We start from the raw sequence: 14697 nt of genomic DNA on the forward strand, positions 1-14697 counted from the left end.
GCCCGACCGGCGTGTTCAGCATCAACCTGACTCCGCCACAAGTAGACGGCGAAGTGCTGCAAGCGACCGCCACCGATGCCGCTGGTAACACCTCTGTGGCCAGTTCGGTCACCGCGCCGGACATCGACGGCGGTGATACCACGCCACCAGATGCCCCAACCAACCTGGTGATCGGCCTGGCCGGCAGCCAACTCAGTGGTCGCGGCGAAGCCGGCACCACCGTGCAGGTCCGCGATGCGGCAGGTAATCTACTGGCCACCGGCACTGTCGGCCCGGATGGCACGTTCGTGGTAGCCCTGAGCCCCGTGGTGAACGACGGCAGTACCCTGCAAGTCACCTTGACCGATGCTGCTGGTAACGTTTCCCAACCGGGCTCGGTCACCTCAGCCGACCTGCTGCCGCCCACACAACCGACAGACTTGGCCCTGGCCGACGGCGTGACCTTCACCGGTCGCGGCGAGCCGGGCGCCACTGTGCAAGTGCGCGATGCTGCAGGTACGGTCATCGGCACGGGTATCGTCGGTGCTGACGGCCTGTTCAGCCTCACCCTGTCGCCTGCTCAAGCCAACGGCGAAGCGCTCGACGTACGCCTGGTGGATGCCGCCGGCAACACCTCGGCCCCGCTGCAATTCGATGCGCCGGACATCACCCCGCCAGCGATCGTCAGCAATATCGTGGTCGGCGGTGACGGCCTGGCCCTGAGTGGTCGCGGCGAAGCAGGCGCCACCGTGGAGGTGCGCGATGCCAATGGCACCTTGCTCGGCAGCGGCGTGGTCACGGCCAATGGCACTTTCCTCGTCGACCTTTCACCCGCCGTGCAGCCTGGCGAGCAACTGAGCCTGGTACAGACCGACCCAAGCGGCAATGCCTCTGCGCCACTGCAGTTCGAAGTGCCGGTCACCACTGCACCTGCCAGCCCCACCGACCTGGTGTTCGCCGAGGACGGCAGCAGTATCAGCGGTACGGCACCTGCCGGCAGCCGTGTGGAAGTGCATGATGCCAACGGCACGCTGATTGGCAGTGTGATAGCGGGCCCCGATGGCAGCTTCACCGTCACCCTCGCCCCAGCCCAGTCCAATGGCGAACTGCTGGATGTGCTGGCCATCGATGGCAACGGCGCTGCGTCGCTGCCGGTGCAAGTCACCGCGCCAGACATCACCCCACCGGTTACCCCGAGCGAACTGGTGATCAATGCCGACGGCAGCGTGGTCACTGGCCGCGCCGAGCCGGGCAGCACCGTACGCGTGCTGGCCGCCGACGGCACCACCGTGCTGGGTAGCGTGGTCGTTGGCGCTACCGGCAGCTTCAGCATCACCCTCGACCCGCCACAGGTAAACGGCGAGGTGCTGCAAGTCACTGCTACCGATGCGGCGGGCAATGCTTCCACCGCTGGCAGCCTTACCGCGCCAGATATCGACGGCGGCGACACCACCCCACCGGATGCCCCGACCAACCTGGTGATCAACGCTGCCGGCAACCAGCTGAGCGGTCGTGGCGAAGCCGGTGCCAGCGTTCAGGTGCGCGATGGCGCTGGCACCGTAGTGGCCACGGGCACGGTCAACCCGGATGGCAATTTCGCCATCACGTTGAGCCCAGCCATCACCGACGGCAGTACCCTGCAAGTCACCCTGACCGACGCTGCCGGTAATGTCTCGCAACCCGGCGCTGTCGCCGCGCCAGACCTGCAGGCCCCGGCGCAGCCAACCGAGTTGGCCCTGGCCGATGGTGTCACCTTCACCGGCCGTGGCGAGCCCGGCGCCACCGTGCAGGTGCGCAATGCCGCCGGCAGCCTGATCGGCACTGGCCTGGTCAACGAGGACGGCACTTTCACCGTCACCTTGTTCCCGGCCCAGGCCAATGGTGAAGCACTGGACATTCGCGTGGTGGACGCCGCTGGCAACAGCTCGACGCCGCTGGCGTTCACCGCACCGGACATTACCCCGCCAGCCGCCGTCAGCAATATCGTGGTCGGCGCCGATGGCCTGGTGCTCAGTGGCCGTGGCGAGGCCGGTGCCACCGTACAAGTACGTGACGCCAACGGCACTGTCATCGGTACCGCCACCGTTGGTGCCAACGGCACCTTCCTGATCGACCTCGACCCCGCCGCGCAGCCGGGCGCTCAGTTGAGCCTGGTGCAGACCGATGCCAGCGGCAACGCCTCCGTGGCCCTGCAATATGAAGTGCCGGTAACCACCGCGCCAGCCAGCCCAGGCGACCTGGTTGTGGCTGCGAACGGCAGCAGCATCACCGGTACAGCGCCGGTGGGCAGCCGGGTGGAAGTACACGATGCCAACGGCACGCTGGTCGGCAGTGTGGTGGTGGGTGCTGGTGGCACCTTCACCGTCATCCTCAACCCGGCACAGGCCAACGGCGAGCTGCTGGATGTGGTGGCCATCGACGGCAGCGGCGCTTCGTCGCTGCCTGTGCAAGTCACCGCGCCAGACATCACCCCACCGGTTACCCCGAGCGAACTGGTGATCAGTGCCAACGGCAGCATGGTCACCGGCCGCGCCGAAGTGGGCAGCACCGTGCGCGTGCTGGCCGCCGATGGCACCACTGTGCTGGGTAGCGTGGTGGTGGGCGCCACCGGCAGTTTCAGTATCACCCTCGACCCACCACAGGTGAATGGTGAAGAGCTGCAAGTCACCGCCACCGACGCAGCCGGCAATGCCTCCACCGCCGGCAACATCACCGCGCCGGACATCGACGGTGGCGATACCACGCCACCAGATGCCGCCACCAACCTGGTAGTCGGGCTGGCCGGCGCCCAGCTCAATGGCCGTGGCGAGGCCGGTGCCAGCGTGCAAGTGCGCGATGCCCAGGGCACTGTACTGGCCAGCGGCACGGTTAACCCCGACGGCACCTTCCAGATCACCCTCAACCCACCGGTGAAGGATGGCAGCACCCTGCAAGTGGTGCTGACCGACGCCGCTGGCAATGCCTCCACACCGGCTACGGTGGTTACCCCAGACCTGCAGGCCCCGGCCCAGCCGACCGGCCTGGCCTTGGCCGACGGTGTGACCCTGAGCGGCAGCGGCGAGCCAGGCGCGACCGTGCAGGTACGCGATGCCTCGGGCAACCTGCTCGGTACCGGCCTGGTCAACGAGAATGGCAGCTTCAGCGTCACCCTGTCGCCGGCCCAAGCCAATGGCGAAGTGCTCGACGTCCGCCTGGTCGATGCCGCTGGCAACGTTTCTTCCCCACTGCAGTTCGACGCCCCGGACATCACCGCGCCCGCCGTGGTCAGCAACATCGTGGTCGGTGCCGACGGCCTGACCCTGAGTGGTCGCGGCGAAGCCGGTGCCAGCGTGGAGATACGCGATGCCAATGGCACGCTGATCGGTAGCGGCACCGTGACTGCGAACGGCACCTTCCTGATTGGCCTCGACCCGGCAGCGCTGCCGGGTGAACGCCTGAGCCTGGTGCAGACCGACCCGAGCGGCAACGCTTCCCAGGCCCTGACCTACGACGTGCCACTGGTGGTCACGCCGACCAGCCCAAGTGAACTGGTGGTGGCCGCTGACGGCGGCAGCATCAGCGGCGCTGCCCCGGCTGGCAGCCGCGTGGAAGTGCACGACGCCAACGGCACGCTGGTTGGCAGCATCGTGGTCGGTGCCGAGGGCACCTTCACCGTGGTGCTCACGCCGGCCCAGGCCAATGGCGAGTTGCTGGACGTCGTGGCCATCGACAACAACGGCACCTCGTCGCTGCCGGTGCAGGTCACCGCACCCGACATCACGCCACCTGTAGCGCCGAGCGACCTGGCAATCAATGGCGACGGTACCGTCGTCAGCGGCCGCGCAGAAGCCGGCAGCACCGTGCGTGTGTTGGCCGCCGATGGCACTACTGTGCTGGGCAGCGTCGTGGTGGGGGCCAGTGGCGCCTTCAACATCGGCCTCACACCGCCACAAGTGGCGGGCGAACAATTGCAAGTGACCGCCACCGACACCGCAGGCAATGCCTCCACGGCCGGCACAATCACCGCGCCGATCGTGGACAATGGCGGCGACACCACGCCACCGGCGCCGGCCACCGACTTGGCCATCAGCAACGATGGCCGCACGGTCTCCGGCCGTGGCGAAGTGGGTGCCACTGTAGAAGTGCGCAACGATCAGGGCCAAGTGCTGGCAAGCGGCACCGTTCAGCCCGATGGCAGCTTCAACGTGCAACTGCCAACCCCAGTGGTGGATGGCTCGGCCCTGCAGGTGACCCTGACCGATGCCGCCGGCAACGTCTCCACGCCCAGCCCGCTGACAGCGCCAGACCAGGTAGCACCACTGCAACCGACCGGCCTGGTGCTGACCAATGGCGACAGCCTCGCCGGCATTGCCGAAGGGGGCGCAAGGGTGGAGGTGAAAGATGCCTCGGGCAACCTGATCGGCAGCGTCATCGTCGCACCGGATGGCAGTTTCAGCCTGACCCTCGACCCGCCACAGGCCAATGGCGAAACCCTGTCCATCACCGTAACCGACGCAGCAGGCAACACCTCGGTGCCGCTAAGCTACGTGGCCCCGGACATTACCGCACCGACGATCGTCACCGAGGTGGTGGCAGGTGATGGCAGCCTAACCGTGTCTGGCCGTGGCGAACCCGGTGCCACGGTGGAGGTACGGGATACGCAGGGCGCCGCCCTTGGTAGCGGGATTGTCGGGCCAAACGGTACCTTCGTGGTCGATCTGGATGTACCACTGACCGCAGGCCAAACCATCGTCCTGGTGCAAACCGATGCCGCCGGCAATATCTCGGTGGGTGTCAGTGTGATCGTTACCGATACACCGCGGCCCGAAAGCCCGAGCGACGTGGTGGTGGCCGCTGATGGCTCCAGCGTTTCCGGTACCGCACCGGCAGGTACGCAGGTGCAGGTGCGTGACGCGCAGGGCAATGTGCTGGGCAGCGTCCAGGCCGGCCCGGATGGCAGTTTCACCATCGGCCTGACCCCAGCCCAGGCCAACGGCGAGGCTCTGGCTGTCGTGGCGGTCGATGGCGCTGGCAACAGTTCGCTGCCTACCCCGATCACCGCCCCCGACATCACCCCGCCCAATGAGGCCAGCGACCTGCAACTGAGCGCCGATGGCGGCCTGCTCACCGGCCGTGGCGAACCGGGCACCACCGTGCAGGTCATCAGCGCCGACGGTACCGTGCTGGGCAACGCCCAGGTCGGTGCCGATGGCGTGATCAGCGTGGTCCTGACCCCGCCGCAGACCGACGGCCAGGAGCTGGACGTGGTACTGCGCGACGCTGCCGGCAACAGCTCGACCGCCACCATCGTCGCGCCCGACACCGATGGCCCGCTGCAACCCTCGGGGCTGGCCATCGATACCGCTGGCCTTCACCTCACCGGCCAAGGTCAAAGCGGCTCCATCGTCACCGTGCGCGACGCCAACGGCAACGTGCTCGGCACCGCCACCGTGGGCGGCGACGGCCGCTTCGACGTCACCCTCAATGCAGCACAGCGCAATGGCGAAAGCCTGACTGTCGAAGCCACCGACACCCAGGGCAATAGCGCCGGGCCGGTGAACTTCACCGCACCGGACTCAACCCCACCGCAAGTGGTCACCAGCCCTGCCATCGACGGCACCGGCACCACGGTCACCGGCAACGGCGAACCGGGCGCCACCGTTACCGTGCGCGGGCCAGATGGCAGCGTACTGGGCAGCACGCTGGTCGGCGCTGGTGGCGCGTTCGAAATCACCCTCGACACGCCGCAGACCAACGGCCAGGCACTGACCGTGGAGCAACGCGACGCAGCCGGCAACCTTTCGGCGGCGGTCGACTTGGCGGCACCGGATACGCAGGCTCCCGATATACCCACCGGCCTGATCCTGGCTAGCGACGGCAGCAGCCTGAGCGGCAGCGGCGAGCCAGGTGCACAGGTGACCGTAACCGGCACTGGCGGCGCAGTACTGGGCACCGCAACGGTCCAGCCCGATGGCACCTTCCAGGTGACAATCGACCCGCCGCAGCTCAACGGCCAGACGCTGTCTGTCACTCAAGCGGACAATACGGGCAACGGCTCACTCGCGGGCACCGTTACCGCGCCTGACCTCGAGGCGCCACTGCCGGCGCAAGGCCTGGGCCTTGACCCTACCGGCACACTGCTCAGCGGCCAAGGCGAAGCTGGCAGCACCGTAGAGGTACGCAACGCTGCAGGCGATTTGCTGGGTACCATCCAGGTGGGTGCAGGCGGCACATTCGAAGTGCCGCTTAGCCCCGCCCAGACCAACGGCGAAGTACTGTCCGTGGTGCTGATCGATGGCGGCGGCAATGCCTCGCCGTCGGCCAGTTTCACCGCTGACGACAGCACGGCGCCAAACGCACCGGCCGGGCTCACCATCACCCCAGGCGGCAATGCCATCCAGGGTACCGGTGAAGCAGGCGCCACGGTTGAAGTGCGGCTTACCGATGGCACGCTGGTAGGCACCATCGTGGTACCCGTAGGCGGAAGCTTCACAGTGCCACTGTCGCCCGCCCAGCTGGACGGCCAGGCCCTCAACGTGACCCTGACCGATGTGGCTGGCAATGTATCGCAGCCCGGCCAGATCAATGCACCGGACATCACGCCACCGGCACTGCCCACCGACGTGGCCGTCAGCGGCGATGGCACGGCTGTCACTGGTAACGCACCTGGCGCCACCTCGGTGACCGTGAGCGATGGGGCCGGCAATGTGGTCACCGTCGCGGTCAACCCGGACGGCAGTTTCAGCGTGCCGCTGAATACCCCGCAAAACAATGGCCAGACCGTGACCGTGGTGGTGACCGACGCAGCCGGTAACAGCTCGGCGCCGGTCCCTGTCACCGCCCCTGACACAACCAACCCGGAACCTGCGACCGGCCTCACCGTGAGCCCGGACGGCAGCACGGTCGGCGGCACCGCCGAGCCTGGCAGCACAGTGGAAATCCGCAACCCGGATGACACCGTGCGCGGTACGGCAACCGTGGGGCCGGACGGCACCTTCGTGGTAGAGGTCGACCCACCGCTGACGACAGGCGAAACGGTCGATGTGGTCGTGATCGACCCTACCGGCAACCAATCGCCCGAAGTATCGCTGGCTGGCCCGGCCGGTACCGAAGCGGCCACGCCGTCGGCCCTCTCCATCAGCGCCGACGGCTTCCTGCTGACCGGCCAGGGCACGGTCGGCTCGCTGATAACCGTGACCTCCGGGGGCGTCACCCTGGGCACCGCCACGGTCGGCAGCGACGGCACCTTCCGAGTGTTCTTCCAGAATGCCCAGCTCAATGCCCAGACCTTGCAGGTCAGTGCCAAGGTTACCGTCGATGGCCTGCCTTCGGTGCCAGCCATCATCGTGGCCAACGACACCACGGCACCGAACGCACCGACCCAGGTAAACCTCAACGCCACCGGCAGCACGCTGACCGGTCAGGGCGAAGTGGGCGCAACCGTGCGCGTGACAGACGCGCAAGGCACTCTGCTGGGGACTACCACCGTCGGCAGCAACGGCCTGTTCAGCATCAGTTTCTCGCCAGCTGTGGCCAATGGGCAGAACCTGATCGTCACCCAGGCCGACGCTGCAGGTAACGTTTCGCTCGCGGCCACCCTACAGGCACCCGACCTGCAAGCACCGCTGGCGGCCAGCAACCTTAGTCTCAACAGCGCGGCCACCGTGCTCAGCGGCCAGGGCGAAGCCGGTGCCAGCGTTACCGTACGCGATGCCAGTGGCGCGATCCTGGCCACCGGCACGGTCAACCAGAGCGGCCAGTTCCAGGTCACCCTGCCCAGCGCGCAGGTCACCGGCAGCCCGCTGCAAGTCACCCTCAGCGATGCTGCGGGCAACGTGTCCGGCCCGGCCAGCCTGGCCACGCCAGACCGCACGCCACCCACGGCCATCAGTAACCCGCTGTTGAGCCAGGACGGCCGGCAGCTGTCCGGCAGCGGTGAAGTGGGCGCTACCGTGCAGGTTCGCAACGCCGCCGGCACCGTGCTCGGAACCGCCACGGTGGGCGCCGACGGTCGCTTCACGGTGACCTTCGACACCCCGCAAACCAGCGGCCAGCCCATCGGCGTTACGCAAGTGGATGCCGCCGGCAACACTTCGCCAGCGATCAACGTGCCAACCCCGGACCTCACCCCGCCAGCGCCGCTGACCAACGTGGCGCTGAACAACAACGGCCTGACCCTGACTGGCCTGGGCGAAGCCGGCGCCACGGTCACCGTTCGCGGCCCGGACGGCACCATCATCGGCACCGGCCTGGTAGCAGCCAATGGCAGCTTTACCCTTACCCTCAACAGCGCCCAGCTCAACGCCCAGCACCTGAGCGTCACCCAGACCGACGCGGGCAACAACACCTCCACCCCCGTGGCCGTCACCGCGCCGGACTTCACCCCACCTGCGGCGCCGACAGCCCTGGCCCTGTCCGGTACCGGGCTGCAACTGACCGGTAACGCCGAGGCCGGCAGCACCGTGACCGTGCGCGATGCCAGCGGCAATGTGCTGGGCACTGCGTTAGCCAGCAGCAACGGCACTTTCCAGGTCACCCTGAACAGCGCCCAGACCAATGGCCAGACCCTGCAAGTGACCGCCACTGACGTCGCCGGCAACGTGTCGACGGCCGCGCCTTACACCGCCGCCGATACCACGCCACCAGCAGCCGTGACCAACCTGGCGGTCTCCGCCAATGGCGTCACCCTGACAGGCAACGGCGAGGCAGGCGCAACGGTTACCGTACGGGCACCGGACGGTACCGTGCTGGGCAACGCCACGGTCGCGGCGGACGGTCACTTCAGCGTGACCTTGTCGCCGGCCGCGATCACGGGTGAAAGCCTCAGCGTGGTTCAAACCGATGCTGCACAGAACGCTTCCCCTGCGCAAAGCGTCACCGCGCCGGGCGTGCTGGCACCGGCCACACCGGACAACCTGGTACTGGCGGCCGACGGTCTGTCGGTGACCGGCACCGCCGCAGCGGGTAGCACGGTCAAGGTGTATGGCCCCAATGGCGTACTGCTGGGCAGCAGCCCGGTCGCCAACGACGGCACCTTCACTGTCAACCTGGGCAGTGCCCAGGCCAATGGCGAAGTGTTGCAAGTGAACGCCACCGGCAGTGACGGCGCAGTTTCGCTGCCGGCTACCTTGCAGGCGCCGGACACCACGGCGCCGCAACCACTGACCAACATGGTGCTGTCCAACGACGGCCTGGTGCTCAGTGGCCACGGTGAGGCAGGCGCGACCGTTACCGTGATTGGCGAAGGCGGTATCGACCTGGGTACCGCCCTGGTCGACGCCAACGGCAACTTCAGCGTCAACCTGAGTGCTGCGCAGATCAACGGCGAACAGCTCAGCGCCAGCCAAGCCGATGTGGCCGGCAACGAGTCCAATAGCGTCAGCCTGACAGCCCCTGACCGCGTCGCGCCGGATGCTGCTGGCAACCTGGCTTTTGCCGGGGGTGGCAGCCTGCTCAATGGCACCGGCGAAGCGGGTGCGGCTGTGCGTGTTATCGCCGCCGATGGCACGGTGCTGGGCAATGCCACGGTGCGAGCCGATGGTACCTTCCAGGTCAACTTCACCTCGCCTCAAGCCAACGGCCAACAGGTGCAAGTGGTGCTGACGGACGCCGCTGGCAACCAGTCTGCCGCCAGCGCCATTACCGCCCCCGATACCACACCACCAACAGCACCCAGCGAACTGGCCGTTTCCGGTGATGGCGTCACCCTCACCGGGCGCGGCGAAGCTGGCGCGCTGGTAACCGTGACCAACCCGGCAGGCGAGGCCATTGGCAGTGCCACCGTCGATGCCAGCGGCCACTTCACCATCACGCTGAACCCTGCGCTGGGCAACGCCGAGCTGCTCAGCTTCACCCAGGCCGATGCGGCCGGCAACGTGTCGCCAGTGGCCACCCTGCAGACCCCGGACTTCACCCCACCGGCGCCGCTCACCCAAGTGGTGATCAATGCCGACGGCAGCGTGGTCAGCGGCCTGGGCGAAGCCGGTGCGACGGTGATCGTCAGCAACGCCGCGGGGGTCGTACTGGGCACGGGCACCGTGCTTGCCGACGGCAGCTTCCACGTCGAACTGTCTCCTGCACAAATCAACAATCAGACACTGTCGGTGCTGCAGGCCGACCCACCTGGCAACGTCAGCCTGCCGGTCAATGTGCAGGCGCCGGACCTTACGCCGCCTACCGCGGCAACCGAGCTGCGGCTCAATGCAGCGGGCGATGAACTGGGTGGTGTCGGCGAAGTGGGCGCCACGGTGCGCGTGTACGTCGGCACTACGCAGATCGGTACCGCCGTGGTGGCAGCCAATGGCACCTTCGTGGTCGAGCTGACGACAGCGCAGCTCAATGGCCAGGTTCTGCAAGTGACCCTGACCGATGCCGCCGGCAACGTCTCGCCAATCAGTTCGGTCACGGCGGTTGACACCACGCCACCGGCCACCGTGATTGCGTCCATCAACGACGGCGGCACACAAGTGGTGGGTACCGCTGAAGCCGGCACCCGCGTCACCGTGATCAACAACAATGGCGACCTGCTCGGCCAGGTGACGGTCGACCCGGACGGCACCTTCGTCCTTGACCTGAACCGCCCGCAAATCAACGGCGAGACACTGACCATCATCGCCCAGGACGCCACCGGCAACCCGTCGGCGCCACTGACAGTGACTGCGCCAGACCTGACGCCACCCGTGCAGCCGACCAACCTGCTGCTCAACCCTGCAGGTACGTCGATGACGGGTACGGCCGAAGCCGGCACCACCATCACGGTACGTGGCCCGAACAACAACATCGTAGGCACGGTGGAAGTCGGTGAAAACGGCCAGTTCACGGTGCCGATCAGCCCGGCGCAGAACAACGGCCAGCTGCTGACGGTGGTATCCACGGACGATGCCGGCAATGCTTCGGTGGCTGTCCCCTACCAGACCAATGACACCTCGCCACCCGACGTGGTAACCAACCTGGCGATCAACAACGCCTATAACGTGCTGACTGGCAAGGGCGAAGCCAATGCCACAGTTACCGTCAGTTTCGGCGGCGTCGTGATTGGGACGGGCGTGGTGGATGCCGCTGGCAACTTCCAAGTAGCGCTTTCGCCAACACCGGGCTCAGCCGCAACCCTGACAGTGACGCAGTCCGACGGTATCAACACGTCTGCGGTCGCATCGTATGTCACCCCGCTGATCCCGCCACCGGAGCCACCTACCAACGTGATACTGGGCGGCAACGGCCTGACCTTGACGGGCAGTGCAACTACCGGCGCAAGCATTCGCGTCTACGATGCCGCAGGCAACCTGATCGGCTCAGGCGTGGCTAACCTCGGCGGCACCTTCACCTTGACGCTGAATGCGGCACAGCTCAATGGCCAACACATCTCGGTGACGGCAGTATCGCTGCTGGGCGGCGAATCGCAGCCGGTCTTCCTGCAAGCGACTGACATTACGCCTCCGGCCAATCCGCTGGTGACCGGCTTGTCCATCAATGGCCTGGTGCTGACCGGCACGGGTGAAGCCGGTGCCACGGTGACAGTGCGCGACGCCAGCAACAACGTGCTCGGCACCGCGCTGGTGAATGGCGGAGGCGTGTTCACCGTCAACCTGAACGCCGCGCAACTCAACGGCCAGGTACTGGGCGTGAGCCAGGCTGACGCCGCGGGCAATGTGTCCGGCAGTACCAGCTACACCGCCGCCGACCTGCAGCCACCTGCCGCGCCGAACAACGTCACCATCAACGGCGCGGGTACCGTACTCACCGGTAACGGCGAAGCAGGCGCGATCGTCACGGTCCAAGGCCCGAGCGGTCAGGTCGGTACTGGCGTGGTCCTCGCCAATGGCACCTTCAGCATTACGCTGACGTCGCCACAGAACGACGGGCAATTGCTGGTAGTGCGCCAGTCGGACGCTGCGGGCAATTTGTCGGCCAGCACCAGCTTGACCGCACCGGACACCACCCCGCCCGCCGCCCCGCTGGCCACCATCAACGCCAACGGCACCGCGGTCAGTGGTTCTGGCCAGATCGGCAGCACGGTCACCGTGCGCAACAGCGCCGGCACCGTGCTGGGAACCGCGACGGTGGGCAGCAACGGCCTGTTCGTGGTCAGCCTGACGGCGGCGCAGATCGACAACCAGGCGCTGAGCGTCACCCTCACCGACAGCGCCGGCAACGTGTCCACCAGCACGGGGCTGACCGCACCGGACCTGACCCCGCCTGCGGCTGCCGGCAACCTGCTGTTCAGTGCCGACGGCAGTACCCTCACCGGTACAGGCGAAGTGGGTGCCACCGTGACCGTACGCAGCGCCAGCGGTACCGTGCTGCAAACCACAACGGTGCAGGCCAACGGCACCTTCAGCGTGACCCTGAGCCCGCCTCAGGACAACGGCCAGGTCCTCTCGGTGACCCTCAGCGACCCGCGCGGCAACGTGTCGGGCAACGTCAACGTCACCGCGCCGGATGTGGATGCCAACGCGCCGGTCATCGCCAGCGACAACCTGGCCACGGCCACGGTCAACCTGGCACCGGTCACCGCCACCAAGACCTACACCGACAGCTTCACCACGCTGCTGTCTGGCTTCACCAAGACCTACACCTGGACGGTGGCGGCCGGTACCACGGCCGACCCGACCCTGACACTGACCACCAACAGCGTGCTGGCCCTGCTCAACAACTCCAGCTTCACCCTGCAGGTGAAAGACGCCAGCGGCGCCTGGGTGACCATCGCCACCGGCAACACCCAGGGGCTGCTCGACCTGATCGTGCTGCCGCTTGGCCTGCAGGTGGATATCGGCGTGCTGCAAGCCGGTGACTACCGCCTGACAGTCGGCAGTGGCGGCATTGGCCTGGTCACCAACGTCACCACCTCGCTGGACATCACCTCCACCAGCCTGACCCAGTTCACCGGCACCGGCACTGCCACCTCGGGCAACGTCATCACCGATGTGGGCACCGACGGCGCCGTGGACGCCCGTGGCCCGGACAGCGCCGCCGTGCTGCAAGTGTTGAAGAACGGCAGCTACGTCTCGGCCGGGACGTCCACCACGGTGCAGGGCCTGTATGGCACCCTGGTGATCAGTGCCGACGGCAGCTACACCTACACGCCGAACGGCAGCCCGAACAGCGTCGGCAAGGTAGACGTGTTCAGCTACCAACTGGTGCACCCGAACGGCCTGTCCGATACCGCCAACCTGTACGTGCGTATCGACAGCCCGCAGGCCAACGAGGTGTGGAGCAACATCAACTACGCAGCGCCCGCCACGGTGGTCGACGCGGTCAACGATGTCGGCTTCAGCCACCTCACCCTGGCCAACCGGGTGGACACCAGCAGCAGTACGCTGGGTTCGCTGAGCCTGCCCTTGGTTGGTTCGCGCCAGGCGACCTACACCACCACGGTGGCCGCCGATACCACCGCAAACCTACAGGTGGTGGTCAACTCCACCAACCTGTTGAGCTTGCTCAACGGCACCACCATCGAACTGCTCAAGCTCAACCCGGCCACCGGCCAGTACGTGCTGGTGCAGTCGGTGCCGGGTGGTTCGCTGATCAGCCTGCTGGGTGGCGGCGCCGGCTATACCTTCCAGAACCAGGGGGCCGGCACCTACCACGTACGTGTCACCGCCGGCGGCATCGGCCTGCTCAGCTCCATCACCACCAGCCTGAACGCCACCACCACGCACCTGACCGAGTTCGTGGTCAGTGGTGCAACGGCAGCTACCGGTAACCTGCTGACCGACGACAACGTAGGTTCGGCACTGACCGTGCTGAGCGTGCTGACAGCGGCCAACACCTACACCATCCCGGGCTACAACGGGGTGAGCGTTGCCGGCACCTATGGCACCTTGCTGGTGCATGCCGACGGCAGTTACACCTACACCCTCAACGCGGGGCTCACCTCGGCGGCGGTCGGCCAGCATGACACCTTCACCTACGAGCTGACCCACCCCAACGGCACCACCGACACCGCAACGCTGACCATCAACCTGGACAATGCCGCCGGCCTGGTCACGACTACATCGCTGCTGGCCGACAGCGGTGACGAAGCCGTGGCGCTGGCCAGCCTGGCAGCCGCCACCGATGTGATCGCCGGCACCGACGGCAACGACCACCTCGATGGCAGCCAGGGTGGCCACATCACCCTGCAGGGTGGTGCGGGTGACGACACGCTGGTGGTGGTCGACCAGAACTTCGCCAGCGTTGACGGCGGCACGGGGACCGACACCCTCCTGTGGGGCGGCGGTGATGCCAGCATCGACCTGGGCAACCTGGCCGGGCGGGTGCACGACATCGAAATCATCGACCTCAACGACACCAGCTCGGTGGCGCTGACCCTCAACCTGGCGGACGTGGTGGCAATCACCGAAACCGGCACCGACACCCTGGTCATCAAAGGGGACGACAAAGACTCGGTTCACATGACGGACAACTGGACGCTGGTCGGGAACCAAACCGTCGACGGCATCGACTATAACCAATACACGGCTCAGGAGGATCCAAGCCATCACCTGTGGGTACAGAACGGTATCCATGTGGTCTGAAGCCGCTGCAAACCCGCCGAGCCTATGCCCGGCGGCATGGACGACCAGCAGTAAGGGAACTATGTGAAGCGAAGCAGTCCGCTGTCACCGCTGTTGCTGGGAGCCTTCGGGCTCCTGGCCCTTGACTTCCACCCGGTTGCCCACGCAGCCGATGACATAGACCCCCAACTACGCCAGATCGGGCCATCGCTGTTACGCGATGCGCCCGAAGCGGTGCCCGCCC

At 66.8% G+C, this 14697-nt stretch carries 1 protein-coding gene and 1 pseudogene; both read left to right on the forward strand.

Going from position 1 to position 14697, the window contains the following annotated elements:
- Nucleotides 1-14474, forward strand: a 14474-nt coding sequence (locus DM807_RS02020) for a BapA/Bap/LapF family large adhesin (RefSeq protein ID WP_179027008.1), incomplete at its 5' end; no start/stop codon positions are given.
- 63 nt (nucleotides 14475-14537) lie between these two features.
- Nucleotides 14538-14697, forward strand: a pseudogene (locus DM807_RS02025) (channel protein TolC); the annotation flags it as partial.

This window comes from Pseudomonas hunanensis, assembly GCF_013393325.1.
In the GTDB taxonomy this organism is placed as follows: domain Bacteria; phylum Pseudomonadota; class Gammaproteobacteria; order Pseudomonadales; family Pseudomonadaceae; genus Aquipseudomonas; species Aquipseudomonas putida_P.